Genomic DNA, 20,373 nt, shown 5'->3' on the forward strand with positions numbered 1-20,373 from the left:
CATCACAAGAATTGCATAATGCAATTTATAAGGAGGTGATTATATGACGCAAAGAAAAATTGCATTATCCATCGAAGAAGCTGCTGACTATACGGGAATCGGCAGAAACACCTTAAGACAGCTTGTAGAATGGAAGAAACTTCCAGTATTAAAGGTTGGTCGCAAAGTCCTGATTAAAACCGATATTCTGGAAATGTTTATGGAAGCGAATGAAGGTCGTGATTTGAGGGATAGAGGAAATGTAAAAGCCGTAACAAGAACTGCGGCAAATTAAAAAGGCGGCTTCCAAAGAAACCGCCAAAGGTTCTATCAGACCGAAGCCATGATATACCTACACGCAAGAAGATTATACCATGTGCTTCTTCTGATACGCAACCGAGAACTTATGTTTGTAAAAGAAAGGGGAATGTAATCATGGCAAAATCAACAAAAAGTTATGAAGAACGAATGCTTGAAATGGAAAAGAAGGAACAGGAAAGCCTTGAAAAAGCAAAACGATATGCAGCACAGAAGAAAGAACTTCTGAAGCGAAAGAAAGCCGAAGAAAGTAAAAAACGAACCCATAGGCTCTGTCAGGTTGGCGGTGCGGTGGAATCCGTTCTTGGTTCGCCTATTGAGGAAGAAGACATCCCAAAGCTGATTGGTTTTCTGAAAAAGCAGGAAGCCAACGGGAAATTTTTCTCAAAGGCAATGCAGAAAGAAACAAATACCGATATGGAGGAAGTGTAATGGCGGAGGGGATGAGGTTTTCATTCCCTTCATTGCTTTTTTATGAAGGGCGCACTTATGGACAACCAGAGGTCGTCCCAATAAGTTTGCCACAAGTGGCAACCGGTCTGCGCTCACGCTTGCCGGGCTCGTTCCGTCGGCGGGGCTTTCAGCCAGACCTGCTCATGCCGCAGGAGGCACTCTTCGCCAGAGGGGCGCATTCCATGCAGGCTGCTATGCGCAGGGCACTCTTACGCAGAGGGCGTTCCGGCAATGCTGCTTTTCCTAAAACCGAAAGCAATGTTGCCGGAAATCTATGCCGGATGTGCAGAAAGGAGGCATCCAGACATGGCGATTTTTCATTACACAGTCAAAATAGTCGGACGTAGTAAAGGGAAATCTGTTATCTCCGCTTCCGCATATCTCAATGGGGATGTGATGAAAAATAAGGAAACCGGGCGAATCAGTTATTACACTTCTAAAAAAGAAGTGGTCTACACCAGTCTGATGATGTGCGAAAACGCACCTCCTGAATGGCAGATAGTACCAGAGGAAAATATAAAACGCTTTCAGAAATCTGTCCGATACAAAAAGTCAGCAGATAAAGAAGCTGCTTTAGAAAAATTTAAAATCACATTTCAGAAACAGAGGTTATGGAATGAGGTATTGAAGATTGAAAAAAGTGCGGATGCCCAATTTGGCAGGTCATTTGAATTTGCCCTTCCCAAAGAATGGAACAGACAGGAACAAATTCAATATACAACTGACTATATCCAAAAAACTTTTGTAGATAGAGGAATGTGCGCTGATTGGAGTATCCACGATAAAGGGGATGGCAACCCCCATGTCCATCTGCTTCTGACTATGCGTCCTTTTAACCCGGATCATTCTTGGGGAAAGAAAGAAGTCAAGGATTGGGATTTTGTCAGAGATAAAAACGGAAATATCGTGATTGATGAATCCCATCCGAACTGGTGGCAGGATAAGAAAAACCCTGACCGTCATGGAATCCGTATCCCTGTATTAGACGAAAACGGAATTCAGAAGATTGGTGCAAGAAACCGCCTGCAATGGAAACGGGTGCTGACCGATGCTACTGGATGGAACAATCCAAAAAATTGTGAACTATGGCGGAGTGAGTGGGCAAAGGTGTGTAATGAACATCTTTCTTTGCATAATCAGGTCGATCACCGTTCTTACGAAAAGCAGGGAAAACTCCAGATTCCTACCATCCATGAAGGTGCTGACGCAAGAAAGATTGAACAAAAGTTTCTTGCCGGGCAGGAAATAAAAGGTTCGTGGAAAGTAGCGGAAAATCAAATCATAAAACAACAAAACACGTTATTGCAAAAGATACTGGACACCTTTGGGAAAGTATCAGGTGCATTATCATTATGGAAGGAGCGATTAAATGACATTAGAAGAAAGCCGGGAAATTATACCCTTAATGGAGTCCATGATTGGGCAAATCGAAGAACAGCAGACCTTAATGGCAGAAATGCTTCTGGAAATGCAGAACCGGGACACCCAACTCTCTCTTATGCAGGAACAGAATCAGAAATTGCAAAAATTAAACAGCGAGTTATCCGAGCTGCTCAACATTTTGCCAAATACCGAGGAACTACTTTCCAAGATGGAAGAACAGAAAACGAAGATAGAACTTTTGGAAAACGAAAATCAGCAATGGCAGATATTGGCACAGAAGCTGAACAGCGAAAACAGTTTATTACTGAAACAGAACACCGAATTGCTGAACTGGAACAGCAGGTAGAGAAAGGACGTGATATAGATGAACGAATCCAGAGAATTAAAGAACGCCGAACAGTTGGAAGAACTTCTGCTCTTGACCGAGGAGATACAAGAAGAGTTGGAACAGAAAGACCAGCTTATCGTGGAACTGAAGACGCAGCTCAACGAATCTCTGACCTTGAACGAGAAATTAAACAAAGAGAACAGAGCCGGGAATATTCAAGCATTAAAGAACGACTTGAAGCTGGCAGACAGAGCATTGCGGAGCGAGAAAGAGAAGCTGCGAAGCGCAAACGTCACGATAGAGGAATGTCAAGATAAAATACGATGCTTAACACAACAACGGGATTATGCCCGGACACATCAGAAAATCGTAGAGATACCGGTAGAAAAGCCGGTACTCTATAAAAAATGCGAAGCCTGTGACCGGACAGCCTATCAGAATGCAAAAGCAAGATACGAAACACAAAAAGAGCAACTTGCAGGACAATATAAAGCAAAAACGGTAATGTTCCAAACAACCTTGTTCCTTCTTGCATGGTATTCGCTGACAACCACTCTTTTTCAGGCAGTACAGTCAGATGTGTTCCTTTCCGATTGCAAATCATTCTTCCATGATGCAGCATCATTCATACAAACTTTTATCGGTTGGACGATTGATGCCGGGCAATCTGTGGCACAAATCAGCACAAAAATTCCAAATGAGATTATAGCCGGAATCATATATTGGTTATTGATGATATTGGTTGTTGGAATATGTGTGGCAGGGACAGGGATACTGGCAATACTGATAGAAATAAAGGTTATAGAATTATATAAGAAAAACTGTTGGGATGTTATTACCCTACTGATGATACTGACAAGTGCGGCTGTCATCATTTATTTTGGAGAAGTAATTAAAAAAGCATTATCAATAAATCTGTTGTTCTTTTGGTTAATTTTACAAGGAATATATCTTACAATTCGACGCTATATAAGTCAAGATACTGATTGACTAGATACAAAATATTTGATAAAATATAAATAGAAATACAGCAGATCAAAGAAGGTAAAACTTATGAGAGCAAAGAAAGTGATTGTAGGGGTAGCTATTAGTGCAATGTTAATTTCTTCATCAATTCCAGTAATGGCATTTTCTGTTACAAACGGGAATAAGACATTTGATAAAAAGTGGGAATTGAGCACTACATCTGATGGCGGAAAAGGTGTTTTGACTTATGGTTATAATACTCTTGCTATTAATGAAGATTATGCACACGCATATCATTCAACTAAAGATCATTACGCATATGTCAAGAATGGAAATGGTTCTTTTTCGGGTTCAAATGTTGGTAAAGGTAATTGGTCTAAAATTGAGGTTGCTCATAAAGGAAATAGTATTACCTACGGTAATAGCTACTAAACAAAGGTTCGGGATAATGGCTGAGTGGTTGGAATTCCAACCACTCTTTTTTGTGGAGTGTATATAAATGAAGAAAAAAATAAAATATATAGGAATTGTTTTGGTTATTTTGTTCTGTTGCTATAATTTATTTTGGTACTTCGGGAGTTATAAACCATATAACGAATTTCAGAAAGACTTCCCTGAAATAGAAGAATCTGGAGTAAAAATTTACACAGATAAAGATGGATTCCAGTATAGTGTGTCTGTCCCTGATTATTTGCTTTGGAATGGAAATCTTGCGATAGCTGAGTCAGATGTTCGATATGCACTAATTATTTGGATAAAACCATTTCACCAAGGAATAAGTCAAGGCGTGCTATTTAATGACTATAAGGATTTGAATACTCAAATTATGTTGTCAAGTAGCAAAAAAGCTGAAGATCAAGAAGATCAATGGATTGTTGATGAAAATAGCACAATATTGACTACGATATTTGAAAAAGCAAATAAAGTATGGAATCTGGGGTTGAAATAAATGAAAGCAATTAAAAACTTATGTTTGTTTTGTTTCCTGATTTTTGGAATACTTATGCAATCTGAAATATTTCAAGATCAGCTTTGGAACTTTTCTACAGCATATTTTACGTCATCACGCTATGAAGTTGCTAGTGAAGATATGTCGCAGTTTCTGAAAGATGTATCAGAAACTGCAACGGAGAATGATGTACATATTTTTTCTCAGTACAATGAAATCAATAATAAATACCTTTCAACACTTCATATTTATGGCGATGATAAAGTAATCAGACAAACATTAAAAAATACTGCAAACATAGAAGAATCAGAATATACCGCTTTAGTTTCCGGAATTACGAAAGTAAAATTTCATAATCTCTCAGAATTGCAAAGTACCTCTGTGGGTTATGAAAACTTTATCTCATACATAGGAAATGAGGACAATATTATCTCTGCATATCAGAAATTATCAGAAAAATATAGCTTAACTTATCCAGAATATTGGAATTCTACGGAAAAGGACATGATTTTTATTATATGGGGTATGATTATTGCATTGATGATTGTTCTAAATGTAATTGAAGTGGTTAGGCGAAAAAAAGAGGTTGTTGTACGAGTTTCCTTAGGAGAAAGTGCTGGTTTCATAGCATTTAAGGCTGCTTTATTCGATGTAACTTTTGACATTGCATTATTTATTGTTGCAAAAATATTGCTGTCAAATTATATATCGGGAGCATATGAGAATAGACTCGTCACAATTTTATATTCCATTGGAATTATTCTTTCCACTATTCCATATTGTTCTTTTTGCTTTTTTGATATTAGAAAGGCATTCGCAAATGCAACACACAAAAGAGGAGTGGATTTTTTAATTTATTCGTTAAAATTTATAGCAGGGGTAGCCGCTGTTTTTACAATTACCACTAATATTAGTAGTATTCATAATAACCTATTTACAAATGAACATTTGTTAGAAGAATATTATGATGCAAATTATTTTACCGTAAAGACTACTGATTTTAATGCTGAAAAAGAAGAAGCTTTTTGGAATAAACTATACAAGAATGAATATAACACATTAAAGCCTGTAATATGCTTGAATATTTTAAATGATAAAAATGATGTGATATATGTAAATAATCATGCAAAAGATATGTTACAAGGTTTTACGAAGCAGATAAATGCAGTAGAGAATGAATCTTCTGATTTGATTATTTTCATTCCAAAGAATAGATATTTTGCTAAAAACAAGCAATTAGCCTATGACTCCTTGAGCCATGTTTTAAATCATGATAATTTACAACAATTAAATATTCAGTACATAGAGTATAGCGAAACAGAATACTTTTCCTATTTAGATACAAGTAGAATAAATGGTATCGAAAAAAGCAAAAATCCGATAATTATTTATCAGGCAAACAAAGATTTAGCAGTCAATGGTGGGTATCTTGAAAGCTATAAAGCAGGAGCAGTTTTATTTCAATGTGATGAAAAACAGCTAAGAAATATCAGCAAAAAGTATGAAGATATGCTTGGAAATTATCAGCTAGTAATTACAAACGTACATGAACAGTATTTATATAATCACACATTTTTAATAAAACTCGTGGGATTTTTAAGTTCTCTTTGTACGATTGTATTGCTTTTAAATATTATGATTATTGTTACAGTAAGTAGACTAGAGTTCCGAGAAAATGCAATGAAAATTTCCTTGATGAAAATCTTTGGATATAGTTTATTTGAACGGCACAAAACACTTCTTAAAATGATTGTAGTGGAAAATTTTGTGATATTAGTAGGTATGCTTATCTATTCTTTATTATCGGTACAGACTGAAGTAGGAATTAGCATTCTTGTTAGTTCATTTATGGCACTAATAGAATTTACAATTATTTTCTTTAATATCACAATTGTTGAAAAAACAAACATACCGAAATCATTAAAAGGAGGTTGCTTATGATAACAATTGAAAATCTATGCAAAGCATATAATGATAAAATTTTGTTCAAAAATTTTCATTTGGAAATTCCAGATAGCCGTTTTTTGGTAATTAGTGGCGAAAGTGGATGCGGAAAAAGTACTTTACTTAATATGATTGGAGGTATTGAAACTCCTGACAAAGGTTCTATTATTGTGAATGGTTTTGATGTGGCAAAAAAAGGAAAAAAGCAGAAATATTTCAAAGAAGTTGTTGGATTTTTATTTCAAAATTTTGCCCTTTTGGAAAACAAAACAGTAAAAGAAAATCTAGAAATAATAAAAAAATCAGGTAGAACGGATATTTCAATAAATGAAGCTCTTGAAAAAGTTGGTTTACAGAAAGTAATTAACAAAAAAGTCTATCAATTATCTGGTGGCGAACAGCAGAGAGTTGCGTTAGCTCGTTTAATGCTAAAGAAATGTTCGATTGTATTAGCAGACGAACCAACTGGTTCCTTAGACAAAAAAAATAGTGAGATTGTTATGAATATATTGCATGAGTTAAGTGAACAGGGAAAAACAGTTATTGTTGTAACTCATAGTGAAGAAATTGTAGCACAAGAAAAGCATGTTCTATATTTATAATTACCCATAATAGAAGAATATGTTCTTTCGGGAGACACCTCCTCTAAGAACATATTCTTTTGGTTAAAATTGATTATAAAGATACTTTTATTTCAGTATATTCGCTATATTGATGGGATATATATTTGCATATTATTTATATGGATAAGGATTATAACTCTAGTGAGTCTTCTGCATCTACCCACATCTGTAAATTACCCTCAAGATATAATCTTGCATATTCCAAAGGCTCATCCACAGCCAATGAAGTAAGCGCACATTCTGATCCGTATGTGGTTTTTAGATTTTTTTCAGCTTTCCAGCAATCAATGCGAAGCATATATCCGGCACTTGTGTAAACATCAATACTATCGTGATTTATGTTGTATTCTGCATAAATTGTTCTCATCGTATCTTATCTCCATTTTCTTTTAATAATCAGTTATAGAGTTAAATATCGAAAACATTTCAATCAGTTCACCATGTCGTTATTGTTATACTGTGTTATGAAATTTTCTTTCCCTTATTTTTTCCCATATTAAGGTTCATGAAAACCAATGTGAGAATATAACACAAGGGAAAGAGTAAGGGAAAGCTCACTTGCTACAAACTTAGTATTTTCAAGGGTTTGCGAAGAATTTGATAATTAAATATAACAGTTATTAAATTTCCTAAAATATGTGAAATATCAACTGAAATTTATATAATTGGTGTGCCTATGTGCTTATCTATTCTCCATTGTGGAGGATTTCCATCATCAGCCCAGTATTCATCCATTGACGTAATTTTATCATTTGCTGTTCTTATGAATGACACCACATGGAAATATACACTTCTATCTTGGGGATAAACTTTTGTTACCGTGATGAATAAATCGCCTATCACTTCAACTCGTTCAACTGTTCCATCCCAATCACCTGGATATTCACAGTTTGCAATAATGAACTCATCGACCGTAAAGTGTTCGTTGGAACAATGCCAATTCACATACGCATCTTTGTGAAAAAAACTTCTGATTGTGTTCTCATCTTGAGCCAACACAGCCTTAATAAAACTGCATACATCCATAATTACTTACCTCGTCAAATTCCGATTTTCTCAATTCTCCAAACTGGAAATTAGCGATTTCTTTTTCCGGTATTCTCTGTCCCACGGATTTCCTCATGATAGAAATAATCTACAATCACCGGATGCCCCTGCGGGACTCTGCCATAAGGCATTTCATTATCCACAAAGGCACAATCATACTTCTTAGCCATTTTCTCAGCTTTTACTTCAAGTGCTTCAAAGTAGCTGCGGTTATGCTTGTTATAGATCTCGTCGTAAAGTGGTACAAGATCAGGATATTGTCCGGCGATATAATCCATAATTGTCTTTTTGAAACCGCCTCGAAGATTGAGATTTTCGAGCCAGAACAGATCGCACTGATCCTTTACCCGCTCAAAGATCGCTTCAAAGTCCGTGATACCGGGAAATACCGGGGATACGAAACAGACTGTACGGATCCCTGCTTCATATACCTGCTTCATAGCAGCGATACGACGCTCAATGCTTGAAGCAGAGTCCATATCGTTCTTGAAATTTTCATCCAGTGTGTTGATCGACCATGAAACGGTCACTCGTCCATGCTTTTTCAGCAGATCAATATCCCGTACCACAAGATCAGACTTTGTGCAGATCAGAATATCTGCGTCACTGCCGATCAGCTGCTCCAGAAGTTTTCTGGTATTCCCGAATTGCTCCTCCTGTGGATTGTAGCCATCTGTCACAGAACCGATGACCACCCGCTGTCCGGCATATTTCTTCGGATTTTTAATTTCCGGCCAATGCTTCACATCAAGGAAAGTGCCCCATTCCTCCTTGTGCCCGGTAAAGCGCTTCATAAAAGAAGCATAGCAATACTTGCAGGCATGTGTACAGCCCACATAGGGATTGACCGAGTAACCGCCTACCGGCAGACTAGACTTAGTCATGATGTTCTTTGTTTCCACCTCACGAATGAGGATTCCATTTATTACTTCTTCCATGATTTCTGTACCTCTAACACTTTATTAAATTCTTCCGGCATTTCCTGAATCATATTTTCATCCCCTATGATAGGGACAAGGTCTTCCTTCATAAACACCGGAATGCCGAGCTTATGTGCCTGGTCCGCCAGAGACCATGCCCATTCCGGCTCCGTATGAATCTTCCTGTTCTGAACTCCGGTCATGGTGCCGACAACGATCCAATTGATTCCGGAAAGGTCAACTGTGCCGGGATCGTCGAATAACGGCTCAAAGGTAACATGGTAATGTTTTGCTCTGACGTTTTTCCGAAGGGCATCGATACGCCACAGTTCTGCTTTCCTCGTCACCGTAACGCCAAACCATGCGTTTTCCAGATCGGTATCAAAATCCAGCAAATCAGGTCGCTTGGTAAGGAACAGGAACTGATGCTGCGGATTTTCACGGATCTTTGCAAGTACCTCGTCTCTCCATTCCGGCTTCCATCCGGAGAGATCGCTCATCCCGGTAAGAAGAAAGTTCTGCGGACGTTTCTTTTCCATCATCTTGAGCTTACCCGGAAAGAATTCAGGGTTAGCGAAGTCATCAATCATATGCCAGCGTTTCACGTTGTTGCGGGCATAGCAATATGTACACCCCACTGTGCAGCCAATGACAATATTCATGTTCTGAATCTGATCTTTGATACAAATACTCATGACTTCTGCCACTCCTCAAGATTCTTTCTGATGCGGTCGAGACATTCCTCAAACCGGGTAATTTCTTCCTCTGAAAAACCTTTGTAGTAAATACTGCCCATCTCATCAGATACAGAATCGTACTCGCCCTTTAAGGCATGTGCTTTCTCAGTCAGAAACAGGAGTGTTTTCCTTTTGTCCGTTTCAGACTGAACACGGCTTATCAGCCCTTGATTTTCCATTCTTTCCAGCATTGTAGTAAGAGATGTTATCGCTAATCCGCATTTAGTCGAGAGTGACCTGATTGAGATACCATCCTCCTGCCACAGCACATAAAGAATACGTCCCTGGGCTCCATTAAACGCATCAATATTCTTTTCACTGAGAATCTTCTCGAAAATCCGGTCTCCAAGCTGTTTTATTTTGGTGACAAGAAATCCTCCATTCATTTCCATACAAAATCTCCTATATAGTAGTTTATCAAAAACATACTATATAGGAGCTTTATTGTCAACAGTTTATATGTCCTAATAGGTAAATTCCGTTTTTTTCGATTCTCCAAACTGGAAGTTATTAGTGCTTATCTTTTAGAAAACAGCCAGCTACAGCGACGCCAAATCCAAGAAAACCTAGGACATATCCAAAGAAATTATTTGTTGTCACAGCAATTCCTAAAAGTATTGTTGCAATCCCCAATAACTCAACCTTAATTCCTTTCATAGCAAATACCTCCGTTACAAACTTGAATTTTCTTATGCTCCTGTTCTATTTTACAACCACAGTGTGGACAATATTCTTCACTATTTATAGGTACAACCCTTAATGATTTGCCACAGAATGGACATTGATTTTTGATTACAATTATGATTAACCTATTATAAGTTATTCCACTTCAATTTTTGCAAATATCATCCAATCTGCAATACATGAAATTAAAATAACTATTCCTAAAAATGCAGGTACTCCTGCAAATTGTTCTAAATAATTTGAATGAATTCAATATTATGCTTTTTTCTCCTTAAATGGCTTCAGAAAGATCACCCATCCATAGATCAGCAGATTCATTACCAGTGCCACAGGAATAGCTCCCCAGTGGATTTGCTGATTCTGAAGTACATCCGCAGAGTACGTTCCTGAAAAAACTACCACCATATTATTATTCAGAAAATGAATAATTATCGGAACCCAGATATTCTGGGTTTTCATATAAGTATATGCCATAAAAATCCCCAGTGAAATACAGGTAACAAACTGGCTTGCCAGAGCCGTCAGCCCCATATCCGGCGTAGTGTAATAGAAGAAGTCTATTGGCAGATGCCATACAGCCCACACACAGCCCAAAAGGATTACGCCGCCTTTTAGTCCAAATTTTTTCTGAAGAAGAGGCTGAAGATAATATCTCCATCCGTATTCTTCTCCAAAGAATGCCACTACTGACAGGAAAAAGTTTACCAAAACAGTAAAAAAAATGATCCAGGTAGTAGGATTTGCCATTATTTTGCCAAATTCAGAAAGCTGGCCGCTCAGAGCACAGGCAATCACAAATCTGAGAAGATATAATCCAATAAACAACAGGATCATACGAATAGATATATTCCAATGTTCGCTGTTCAGTCCATAGGATCTGCGCTTTTCTTTACCGGATTGCAGAAGAAGAATCCAGAAAATAACGCTGCCACCTATTATAACGTACTCCATGATCGTTGCCCACTGAGAATATGGCATGCTCATCAGATCTCTATTTTGGGGAGCCAGAACAGAAGCCGCCGTGCAGACAACCAGCACCGCCGTGAGAGCTACAAAGAATATGAAAAAAGCCGTTGGAAGATTTTTATCTCCTTTTTTGGTAATTAAATAAGCCATCATCACACCTGCTGCTGGATACAGCATCTGCGCATTTGGAAAAGCGCTGAGATCAAGACCTTTTCCATAGCCATACCACATCAGAAGTCCCATTACATATGTGATTCCGTATGCTATAATCACATAAATCAATAGCTGTTTTTTCTCTGTTTGCATAAATTTCATAATTTCCTCCTTGCAACTTCAAAGTTATTTACTTCTCTTCATACTTTTTAACGATAACTAAACTATAAACAGCCATAATTACAATTGTTTCCACCATCACACCAATAACCGACAACAGAACGTATGGTGTATTTTGACCATCTAACAGCGGAATTCCTAATATAACAAAAATGATTCCATAGATTATAAACAATAGTCCGCTCGCACGATTGTAACCTTTAACATCTTTTACTTTTATTGTTTCGGTATTAGCCCAGAATCCAACGGGATTCTTAGAAAACATATCTTTTATTCCTAATCCAATTATAAACACTCCCAAAAGTGACCATATAACAAACCCAATCATATTGTTTCTCCTTACAAACCGCATTAAAACCATAATGAGACACATTCTTGTATTTCCCAAAATCGAGATTTACTAATTCTACAAATCCCGATTTTCTCAATTCTCCAAACTTGAATTGAGATTTCATATATTCCAAGGGATTTAATAACTGTTATATTTTATTATCAAATATCTCTCAATCCCTTGAAAACACAAAGTTTATCGCAGGTGAGCTTTCCCTTATTGTTTCCCTTGCGTTATATCGTCCCACCAGTGTTTACGAACTCTGATAAGGGCAAAAACAAGGGCAAGAAAATTATATAAAACAGTATAACACAAAATAAAAGTGACATTGTGAACTGATTGAAATGCTTCTGATTTTTGCAACAAATGATTGATTTAACGATAAGGAGATTTGATACGATGAGAACAATATTTGCAGAATACAATCCCAAGCGCAACAGTATTGATGTTTACACCTCTGTTGGCTATATGCTCCGCATTGACTGTTGGGAAGCTGAAAAGAACTTAAAAACCACACCAGGATCAGACTGTGCATTAAACGCACTCGCCATTGATGAACCTCTTGAATATGCCAAATTATATCTTGATGGAAATTTGCAGATGTGGGTAGATGCGGAAGACTCATTAGATATTTTTTAATTTTTAAACAAATACAACAGTTTAAATCGCTATTAACCACAATATTTCCGGAAAATTCATCATAGGTTTGTGCAAATGCAAAGAAACGGCGGCTCTGAAAATCAAAGCCGCCGTTTCATAGGCGCGTGAAAATGTGTCTGCTCTGCGACGGCTTTTTTTCTTTTGCCGTCGCGCTGCAGATAACCTATTCGTTCTATTTTGAACTTCTTTTATGCTACCTGATGTCTGCAATAGGAATGAATCGCCAAGAATGTAAACACAAATAATTCAATTCCTGCCGAAATCAAAATAACATGCGGTGTCCAGAAACTCATTCCACCGATATTCAGATAATTGAAATCTGCAAGCTGAGAAAGGAAATTGTTCTGCATACCAATTCCGGCAGATGGAAGTATGGTAGAGAGCCATGTTGCTCCCATCGCTACATAAGCAAAAAGCGGCATGAGAAGAACTACAATAGAGATCAGCAAAACTGTCAATGTGTCTTTACATTTTGCAGACAGGAACAACGTACAGCTAACCGTTGCTAATACAGAAAGTAAGCCCGCTGCTGCGAGAATTATCTGCAACTGCCCCAGATTGATGTTTGGCAGATTAATGATAGAGTATCGCATCTGAAACGATGTTTTTAAGCAATCCGTCCCGAACGCTGCATCTAAAATCAGAATGTGTATCGTGATCCCGACAAGGAAAGTAACAACGAAAAGTGTAAATGCCGCCAGAATTTTGGTAATTGCTAATTGTTTATGCCCGTATTTGGTGGTTCGCAGGATGCTGTCACCGCCCGTTTGATATTCTCCGGCGAAAGTAGATGCTGCGATTGCCACACACAAAATAGCAAGGAACAAAATATAAAACTCAATATAATCAAATGCATCTTTTGAAATTCCAGAATGAAGATAAAATGGCGTATCAAGTTCTGAATATTTTTCAAGAGCTTTCTGCTGTGCGGTTTCGTTTTCTCTTTGCTCATTCCGCATGACATCCTGTAAATGTTCTGCGCACTTTTCATAATAGGCTCCGTCAATGTCATTCGGGTCAATATCCATTAAATCAGCACCAATGCCTGTTACTGGATCAGCAAACGCTTCGGACAGACCCATCAGCAAGTGACGGAACGGGACGATTTTTTCAATAAATACAGCCAGAGGAAAGCCCTCTTCCTCGACTGGCCCATATTCTCGAACGCAGCTTTGATAAGTTTCCAAAGCCGATTTGATCCTATCCGGGGTCACTTCACCAGCGGATGTTTTATATAAATCTTGTTTGTACTTGATAGCTGCCAAAGGATTGTATCAAGTGCCGCCCTAAATGTGTGCCGCGATCTCCGGCAGCTTCCCGCGTCCATGCAAACTCAATATCGGCGGTTTCCAGCCCGCAGCCGAAAGAGGACGCAAGCAGCTTCCCGTCTGTCTTTTCGGGATTTAAGATATAGTCTATCGCAGCCTTTAAGGTTGATTTAATAGGGTGCGTCTTTGTAACCGCCATATCTCGTCCACCGCCTTTTTAATGTCCTCTATATCCTGCCTGTAAACCGTCCCCGTCGCATTGGCGCGTTTTGCAATTTGGTTGATGTTCCGGCTCACCGCTTGCAGTTCCCGGATATATGCTTTTGTGTCGCTTCGGTCAACGACAAGAATATACCCGTCTATCGCCATTTTACGGAAGTATGCCCCATACTGCTTTATGGGAAGCTGCTTCATCTTCTCGTCGATCAGCCGCTTTTCTTCTTCCGTAACGTAAAACTTCATCTGTATATTTCTCTTTCGGTTTTCCATTTCCGCACCGCCTTTCGGTATAAGGGTTTGGGATTATCCCAACAAGCATTTTCCGCAAACGGGTACTCGTTTGCTGTGCTTGCTATCTACTCCATACCCCCACCGAAAGGCGGTATTTGTTGCGCGTTCCTTTGATTTTGGACGCAAAAAAAGATTGCAGCCGCCATGCGCTGCAATCTCCCGATTTCTCATATTGTGAGGTTAATCCTCTGCTTTTTCGACTTCCGTTATCTCCCTTGCTGTTGCGGTTACAATCCGTATGCCTTTATCGCTCATACCGTCCAGCAGCGCGTCAAGCTGCCGCCGCCCGGTGGATTTCTCCGCATTGCTGTTCGGGAAGAAAAATTGATCTACCGAAATATGATACCGGGTTACAAGGTCATAGAATACCTGTAAACTCGGCTGTTGTCCCTTGTTCTCGATATTCGCAAGGTAGCGCGGGGAAATATATAACTCGTCGCTTACCTTTTTGCGGCTCTCGCCGTATTCATTTCTCGCGGCTTTTATAGCTGCCCCGAAAGCCTTAAAGTCGTACAATGGTACGGGTCTTTTTGCCATTTTCATTCACCCTGTTACATTTTACAGTTCACCTTTCTTTTTGGATATGTCCACACAATTCATATCATTAGGTTAAATACTTCCTGTTGTGTATTGACAGTAGACTGATTTTCTGATAAAATAAAATTTATGTAAAAGGAGGTGGCGTTTATGTTGCATAGCATGCGTATTAGATAAGCATTGAAAAAAAGGATTTTCCCATTTTCAACATGGGCTTTTTTGTCATGCTTATTTTGCGGATGCTATACAAAAAACTAACGACGTATAGATATAGTATAGACATAGTGCAAGCTATGCCTTAGTTTTGTTGTACTGCTCTGTGCATTATAAATGCAGGTCAATGCTCATGTTGAGGATTGACCTGCATTTTTTTGTGTAAAAAGGACGAGTGAAATATAATGCTTAAAAAATATTGGATAAAATGTCCGATTTGTAACGGAAAGACGAGAGTTCAAGTATTTCATAATACTGTATTAAAAGATTTTCCTCTTTTCTGCCCTAAATGCAAATTGACGCATATCATTGATGTAGAAAAATTAGAGATTGTAATCAAAAATACAGAAAAACAAACTTTTATTATTTAGAAGAAAGGATATAAAAATGAAACGTTTACCTAAATATACGCCTGCGGAAGTACGGAATGATCCATACGGATTTACTTACAAAGAAATGTCGGAAGTTATTGGCGAGAATGAAGCAAAAGCCTTATATGAAGAATTATATAAGCAATTACCACGCAAAAAAAATCTATCAATGTTGGTAAAAAATATTTGCAAAAGCAGTGATACTGAAAAGTATGTTTACGAACTGAAAGACAACAAATACATTGAAACGGTTTTTATCAAGCGGCGAGATGGTGGAACTGTTTGCGTGAGCACACAAGTCGGTTGTCCTGTTGGTTGTATTTTTTGTGAGTCCGGGCGAAATGGCTTTGTTCGTAATCTAACATCGTCAGAAATCGTACAACAGATTATATTGTTGCGTCGAAAAGTAAACCGTATCGTTTTTATGGGTATGGGAGAGCCTTTATTCAATTATGACAACTTGATAAAAGCAATCCATATTCTCCGAGATAGATATGGGCTCAACTTTCCAACCGACGGCATTACCATATCAACAGTTGGTCCGGTCGATCAATTAAAAAAATTGCGCGAGGAACATCTTAAAATTCAGTTGACAATATCTTTACACGCAGCAACACAATCTGCAAGAAATCGTATTATTCCTCACATGCGCATATATGCTATTGAAGATGTTGTTAAGCAAGCCTTATCCTATTCTGAAAGGCATAATCGCAAAATTGTCTTTGCGTATTTGCTTTTACCGGGTATAAATGACCGGCCCTCAGATGTAAGACAACTTGCAAAATGGTTTCGGGGCAAAAAAGTTATGATTAACGTGTTACAATACAACCCAACAAGCAATTCAAGAATTAAAGCACCACAGAAACGGGAAATAGTTGCATTCAAACATCAATTAGAGCAAGCAGGACTTGAAGTTACTATGAGAGTTTCTCATGGCAGAGAGATTAACGCGGCTTGTGGACAGTTAGCTAACACATATAATAAATTCAAAAAAAAATGATTAAAAGTGCCAGACGCATAGACGCAGAGCCGATAACGCATTAGGTCAAAAAACCTATGTGTTATCGGCTTTTTTATTTAATATTGCGCAAAAGCCGCTGTTCCCTATTATAGAATGGATTGCGGGTAGTGTATTAAAGTCGCCCTTTTTTAAGGATACGGCGGTATCGGGGAGGTATCGCCGTGTCCATTTTTATTTACTGTAACCCGCCTAATGCTTTGCGGTCAAAAAAAGCTATGCTCCGCAAGCGGGATATTCCGGCTATGAGTATGAACTGTCAATACATCTAAATACTTCTTACATTTCCTTTGCGCTCGTCCGCGTCTTGCGGACGGGCGCATTTTGCTTTTTTCAACTTTTTTCTGAAAAACGCACTCAAGAGCCATCTCCCGAACGGGTACGGAGCGAAAGGGGCAGAGAGGACAAGCCCTTAACTCCCGTCCTCTACTCCACGCGGGAAGGAGGTGAACTCTATGGAGCTATCTTCTTCCGACAAGGAAAGAATACAACATCAGTACGACGCATTAGCAAAGAAAACTTTGGTTGGCGAAGCGAAAAGCCACCGCCGCACTCTTGCGAAACGCGCAGCACGCGAAGTACCTTTTTCGGATTTGAGCGAAAGCGAACTCGCGCAGCTTTTCACAACGGACGAATACAAAAGCGATTATTTCCGTTTTCAAGTGTCCGGCTTTGATGTACTCGTCAAAAATGAACTGCTTGCCGAAGCCCTTAACGCTTTGCCCGAAAGGAAACGCGACATTATCCTTTTGTCCTACTTCTTGGACATGAGCGACGCGGAAATTGCTGAACTGCTGAATGTTGTACGCACGACGGTTTTCCGGCACAGGAAATCCGCGCTTGCGAAAATCAAACAGTATTTGGAGGGAAAAGCAGATGATGAATACCGTTAGGAAATCTGAAAATCTGTTGCCGTTCCCTGTCATTTCCGCAGCGGCAAACGGCGACACAACCGCCATGTGCGCGATCTTGAAGCATTACGAGGGTTACATAGCGAAACTTTGTACCCGCACGCTGAAAGACGACGCGGGCAATACCTATTCCTATGTGGACGAGGAAATGCGTAACAGGCTGCAAGTGCGCCTTATTACCCGCACCCTTGCTTTTCATGTAGGATAATCTTTTAGCCCATGCGGGGAGCGTGTCCCCTTTCCACGCTTCCCGTTATGGGCTATTTGTCGTTCCGTAACAGCACATCGGAAACGGTGTACTGTTACAGGCCGACAAAGCCTATTGTTCCTTGACAAAGAAAGCGGCCTTTGGTGCGCAGCATAACAGGCAACGGGTACATTCCGTCTGTACCGAGCCGGGCGGCGGGTACGCCATGACCGCTTTTCCCCGTTGGGGAAAAGTCGAGCGAGAACTACCGCGCCGTAAAACAAGTTTAGCAGCTTGTGGGCGACGACATACAAGGCGGCACAATGATACTCCCGCGTTGAACACCCTCAAAGTATTGCGCGGCGCACCCATAAGCATGGGCCGGGGTGAAACTCCCGTGAGGTTGCAGCTAACAACCGCCCGTTTTGCCTTTTGACGAATATAGTTTATCCATACAGGAAAAGGAGGTTTTTCTAATGGATAAAAAACAGACAATTACAACCGAACGCAAAATAGGGAAAATCACCTATCTTGTTCAAGCGTTGCCGAGTGAAAAGGCAACCGATACAATCCATAAAAAGATTGAAAAACTCATTGTAAAGGATTTGCAGAAAAAGCCCGGAAATCCGGGCTTTTTAGCGTCCGAGTAGTGCATTAGGCGGCGGGATATGGTATAATGATAGCAACACATTATACCTGTTTATTCGGCTGTCGGAAAGGAGGACTAATGTTACAGTCGAATAAAATCACCGCCCTTTACTGCCGTTTAAGTCAAGAGGATATGCAGGCCGGAGAAAGCGGAAGCATACAGCACCAAAAAATGATACTTCAACGCTATGCGGACGAACACCATTTTTTGAACACAAAGTTTTTTGTGGACGACGGATTTTCCGGCGTGAGTTTTGAGCGCGAGGGGCTGCAAGCGATGTTGCAGGAAGTGGAAGCCGGACGAGTGGCGACGGTTATTACCAAAGACCTCTCCCGTCTTGGCAGAAACTATCTGAAAACGGGCGAACTCATAGAGATTGTATTTCCCGAAAACGGAGTGCGCTATATCGCGATTAACGACGGAGTTGACACAGCGCGGGAGGATAACGAGTTTACCCCCTTGCGGAACTGGTTTAACGAGTTTTACGCCCGCGATACAAGCAAGAAAATCCGTGCAGTTAAACAGGCACAGGCGCAAAAAGGCGAGCGTGTCAACGGGGAATATCCATACGGCTATATCCCAGACCCGAACAACCGCCACCACCTTATACCCGACCCGGAAACCGCGCCGATTGTCAAACAGGTTTTCGCTATGTTTGTTAGCGGCGTGCGTATGTGCGAAATCCAAAAATGGCTTGCGGAAAACAAAGTCTTGACGATTGGAGCGTTGCGCTATCAGCGCACAGGACAGGCGCGGTATCAGCGGGCAATGATCGCCCCCTATACTTGGCCGGACAAAACGCTCTATGACATATTAGCAAGGCAGGAATATTTAGGGCATACCATAACCGCGAAAACTCACAAGGTATCCTACAAGTCGAAAAAGACCCGGAAGAACGAAGAAGAACAACGCTATTTCTTCCCAAACACCCATGAGCCGCTTGTTGACGAGGAAACCTTTGAACTTGCGCAAAAGCGGATTGCTACCCGCCACCGCCCGACAAAAGCAGCGGAGATTGATATTTTTTCCGGCTTGCTGTTTTGCGCTGGTTGCGGACATAAGATGTATTACCAACAGGGCGTAAATATCGAGCCGCGCAGGTTTTCCTATTCTTGCGGCGCATGGCGCAACAGGGCAAGGACAGGCAGCGAGTGTACCTCTCATTATATCCGCAAAAACGTACTTCTTGATTTAGTGCTGGAAGATATGCGGCGGGTTTTGCAGTATGTTAAGGAACACGAACAGGACTTTATCTGTAAAGCTACCGAGTACGGCGACATGGAAGCGAGAAAGGCATTAGCGCAGCAGCAAAAGGAACTTTCCAAAGCACAGGCGCGTATGACCGAACTTGACACGCTTTTCCGCAAGCTGTACGAGGACAACGCATTAGGCAGACTGACAGATGAACGGTTTGTGTTTCTAACTTCCGGCTACGAGGACGAAAAGAAATCCCTTGCCGCAAGGATAGACGAGTTACAACAGCAGATCGCAACCGTTACCGAGCGAAAAAGGGATATATCAAGGTTTATTCAGATTGTCGGGAAATACAGCGACATACAGGAATTGACCTATGAAAACGTCCATGAGTTTATCGACCGTATTTTGATACATGAATTAGACCGGGAAACCAACACCCGGAAAATCGAAATCCATTACAGCTTTGTCGGACAGGTTGATACCGAGCAGGAGCCGACGCAAGTTGTCAACCATGACCGCCGTAACATGGTAGATGTAAAAAGTATCGCTATCTAACCCCAGCAAATGTCAGCCCCGTTATTTTATCCGTTTCCTCAATTTTAGCCGTTAGCATTATGATTGGATAAGTGTATTTCTTTCGGATAAGCTGGCAAAGTGAAAAGCCGTTCATATCCGGGAGCATAATATCCAGAATGGCAAGATCAATGTCGCCGCTTTCAATACACGACATGGCATCCGTTGCGCAGTAAAATTTATAAACGACGTAATTTTCGTTTTTCAAGTAGACCTCCAACAGATCCGCTATATCTTGCTCGTCATCTATAATCAATATCTTTTCAGACATATTTTCAACTCCTTTGCTCATATTTCCAATTAAGTATAGCAAATACA

General features: G+C 39.9%; 26 protein-coding genes and 2 pseudogenes. 15 read left to right on the forward strand and 13 right to left on the reverse strand.

Annotation, left to right across the window (positions count from 1 at the left end; all coding sequences use genetic code 11):
* Positions 1-43 precede the first annotated feature (43 nt).
* From OCV96_RS10800 to OCV96_RS10835, 8 genes are all read left to right on the forward strand, one after another.
* The gene (locus OCV96_RS10800) at positions 44-274 is read left to right on the forward strand and encodes a helix-turn-helix domain-containing protein (protein WP_004843519.1); all 231 of its coding nucleotides are present in this window, start codon (positions 44-46) and stop codon (positions 272-274) included.
* A 140-nt stretch (positions 275-414) separates the two neighbouring features.
* On the forward strand, positions 415-729 hold the full coding sequence (locus tag OCV96_RS10805; protein ID WP_005337289.1) for a hypothetical protein: 315 nt from the start codon (positions 415-417) through the stop codon (positions 727-729).
* A 327-nt stretch (positions 730-1,056) separates the two neighbouring features.
* Entirely contained in the window at positions 1,057-2,778 is a 1,722-nt protein-coding gene (locus tag OCV96_RS10810; protein WP_262594516.1) for a MobA/MobL family protein, read from the forward strand.
* Positions 2,717-3,451: a DUF6040 family protein gene (locus OCV96_RS10815; RefSeq protein WP_005608347.1), complete on the forward strand. Its 735-nt coding sequence runs from the start codon at positions 2,717-2,719 to the stop codon at positions 3,449-3,451. The genes OCV96_RS10810 and OCV96_RS10815 overlap by 62 nt, the downstream gene beginning before the upstream one ends.
* A 63-nt stretch (positions 3,452-3,514) precedes the next feature.
* Entirely contained in the window at positions 3,515-3,859 is a 345-nt protein-coding gene (gene mdcF / locus OCV96_RS10820) for a broad-spectrum bacteriocin mediterrocin MdcF (RefSeq protein ID WP_005608346.1), read from the forward strand.
* A gap of 67 nt (positions 3,860-3,926) precedes the next feature.
* Positions 3,927-4,376 (forward strand): hypothetical protein, encoded by a 450-nt coding sequence (locus OCV96_RS10825; protein ID WP_004843525.1) that lies wholly within the window; start codon positions 3,927-3,929, stop codon positions 4,374-4,376.
* A complete protein-coding gene (locus OCV96_RS10830; protein ID WP_005608344.1) occupies positions 4,377-6,317 on the forward strand; it encodes a DUF1430 domain-containing protein in 1,941 nt (646 codons plus the stop codon). It abuts the gene before it with no gap.
* Complete coding sequence (locus OCV96_RS10835; protein WP_005608342.1) at positions 6,314-6,922, forward strand: ATP-binding cassette domain-containing protein; 609 nt, start codon at positions 6,314-6,316, stop codon at positions 6,920-6,922. The genes OCV96_RS10830 and OCV96_RS10835 overlap by 4 nt, the downstream gene beginning before the upstream one ends.
* Before the next feature lie 151 nt (positions 6,923-7,073).
* Here OCV96_RS10835 and OCV96_RS10840 read toward each other — a convergent pair whose 3' ends face one another.
* The 8 genes from OCV96_RS10840 to OCV96_RS10875 form a co-directional block, all read right to left on the reverse strand.
* Positions 7,074-7,310, reverse strand: a complete 237-nt coding sequence (locus OCV96_RS10840) for a DUF6061 family protein (RefSeq protein WP_004843528.1) — start codon at positions 7,308-7,310, stop codon at positions 7,074-7,076.
* Between the two features lie 290 nt (positions 7,311-7,600).
* Positions 7,601-7,969, reverse strand: a complete 369-nt coding sequence (locus OCV96_RS10845) for a nuclear transport factor 2 family protein (RefSeq protein ID WP_117465138.1) — start codon at positions 7,967-7,969, stop codon at positions 7,601-7,603.
* Between the two features lie 50 nt (positions 7,970-8,019).
* Positions 8,020-8,928, reverse strand: a complete 909-nt coding sequence (locus OCV96_RS10850) for a radical SAM mobile pair protein B (RefSeq protein WP_117465998.1) — start codon at positions 8,926-8,928, stop codon at positions 8,020-8,022.
* A complete protein-coding gene (locus OCV96_RS10855) occupies positions 8,916-9,605 on the reverse strand; it encodes a radical SAM mobile pair protein A (protein ID WP_117465997.1) in 690 nt (229 codons plus the stop codon). The genes OCV96_RS10850 and OCV96_RS10855 overlap by 13 nt, the downstream gene beginning before the upstream one ends.
* A complete protein-coding gene (locus OCV96_RS10860) occupies positions 9,602-10,039 on the reverse strand; it encodes a radical SAM mobile pair system MarR family transcriptional regulator (RefSeq protein ID WP_004853467.1) in 438 nt (145 codons plus the stop codon). Before OCV96_RS10860 ends, OCV96_RS10855 begins: the two co-directional genes overlap by 4 nt.
* A gap of 118 nt (positions 10,040-10,157) precedes the next feature.
* Positions 10,158-10,304: a hypothetical protein gene (locus OCV96_RS10865; RefSeq protein ID WP_181968682.1), complete on the reverse strand. Its 147-nt coding sequence runs from the start codon at positions 10,302-10,304 to the stop codon at positions 10,158-10,160.
* A gap of 282 nt (positions 10,305-10,586) precedes the next feature.
* Complete coding sequence (locus OCV96_RS10870) at positions 10,587-11,612, reverse strand: CPBP family intramembrane glutamic endopeptidase (RefSeq protein WP_117465996.1); 1,026 nt, start codon at positions 11,610-11,612, stop codon at positions 10,587-10,589.
* A 28-nt stretch (positions 11,613-11,640) separates the two neighbouring features.
* Positions 11,641-11,958, reverse strand: coding sequence for a hypothetical protein (locus tag OCV96_RS10875; RefSeq protein WP_117465995.1), 318 nt, complete (start codon positions 11,956-11,958; stop codon positions 11,641-11,643).
* Positions 11,959-12,360: 402 nt separating this feature from the next.
* Between OCV96_RS10875 and OCV96_RS10880 the strand changes: the two genes are divergently transcribed.
* Entirely contained in the window at positions 12,361-12,600 is a 240-nt protein-coding gene (locus OCV96_RS10880; protein WP_003505342.1) for a DUF6061 family protein, read from the forward strand.
* 209 nt (positions 12,601-12,809) lie between these two features.
* Here the strand turns inward: OCV96_RS10880 and OCV96_RS10885 are convergent, their stop codons facing one another.
* The 4 genes and pseudogenes from OCV96_RS10885 to OCV96_RS10900 form a co-directional block, all read right to left on the reverse strand.
* Entirely contained in the window at positions 12,810-13,886 is a 1,077-nt protein-coding gene (locus OCV96_RS10885) for an ABC transporter permease (RefSeq protein WP_226820507.1), read from the reverse strand.
* Positions 13,885-14,088: pseudogene (locus OCV96_RS10890) on the reverse strand (relaxase/mobilization nuclease domain-containing protein); the annotation flags it as partial. The gene OCV96_RS10885 and the pseudogene OCV96_RS10890, both read right to left, overlap by 2 nt.
* On the reverse strand, positions 14,049-14,378 hold the full coding sequence (locus OCV96_RS10895) for a plasmid mobilization protein (RefSeq protein ID WP_002584958.1): 330 nt from the start codon (positions 14,376-14,378) through the stop codon (positions 14,049-14,051). The gene OCV96_RS10895 and the pseudogene OCV96_RS10890, both read right to left, overlap by 40 nt.
* A gap of 201 nt (positions 14,379-14,579) precedes the next feature.
* Positions 14,580-14,936, reverse strand: coding sequence for a helix-turn-helix transcriptional regulator (locus OCV96_RS10900; RefSeq protein WP_002584957.1), 357 nt, complete (start codon positions 14,934-14,936; stop codon positions 14,580-14,582).
* Positions 14,937-15,334: 398 nt separating this feature from the next.
* On the opposite strand from OCV96_RS10900, the gene OCV96_RS10905 reads away from it, so the two are divergent.
* The 6 genes from OCV96_RS10905 (at position 15,335) to OCV96_RS10930 (ending at position 20,037) form a co-directional block, all read left to right on the forward strand.
* Complete coding sequence (locus OCV96_RS10905) at positions 15,335-15,520, forward strand: cysteine-rich KTR domain-containing protein (protein ID WP_003431289.1); 186 nt, start codon at positions 15,335-15,337, stop codon at positions 15,518-15,520.
* Between the two features lie 16 nt (positions 15,521-15,536).
* Positions 15,537-16,520 carry a 23S rRNA (adenine(2503)-C(2))-methyltransferase RlmN gene (gene rlmN, locus OCV96_RS10910; protein WP_002584956.1) on the forward strand — a complete coding sequence of 328 codons (984 nt, stop codon included), beginning with the start codon at positions 15,537-15,539 and terminating at the stop codon, positions 16,518-16,520.
* A 473-nt stretch (positions 16,521-16,993) separates the two neighbouring features.
* Complete coding sequence (locus OCV96_RS10915; RefSeq protein ID WP_003502131.1) at positions 16,994-17,431, forward strand: sigma-70 family RNA polymerase sigma factor; 438 nt, start codon at positions 16,994-16,996, stop codon at positions 17,429-17,431.
* Positions 17,415-17,657, forward strand: coding sequence for a helix-turn-helix domain-containing protein (locus OCV96_RS10920; RefSeq protein WP_002604473.1), 243 nt, complete (start codon positions 17,415-17,417; stop codon positions 17,655-17,657). Before OCV96_RS10915 ends, OCV96_RS10920 begins: the two co-directional genes overlap by 17 nt.
* A 455-nt stretch (positions 17,658-18,112) precedes the next feature.
* Positions 18,113-18,286, forward strand: a complete 174-nt coding sequence (locus OCV96_RS10925) for a transposon-encoded TnpW family protein (protein ID WP_002604472.1) — start codon at positions 18,113-18,115, stop codon at positions 18,284-18,286.
* Positions 18,287-18,363: 77 nt separating this feature from the next.
* Positions 18,364-20,037: a recombinase family protein gene (locus OCV96_RS10930; protein WP_069989194.1), complete on the forward strand. Its 1,674-nt coding sequence runs from the start codon at positions 18,364-18,366 to the stop codon at positions 20,035-20,037.
* A 10-nt stretch (positions 20,038-20,047) separates the two neighbouring features.
* On the opposite strand, the pseudogene OCV96_RS10935 reads toward OCV96_RS10930, so the two are convergent.
* A pseudogene (locus OCV96_RS10935) lies at positions 20,048-20,326 on the reverse strand (response regulator); the annotation flags it as partial.
* Positions 20,327-20,373: the final 47 nt, after the last annotated feature.

The organism is Waltera acetigignens (assembly GCF_025567015.1).
Lineage (GTDB): Bacteria > Bacillota > Clostridia > Lachnospirales > Lachnospiraceae > Acetatifactor > Acetatifactor acetigignens.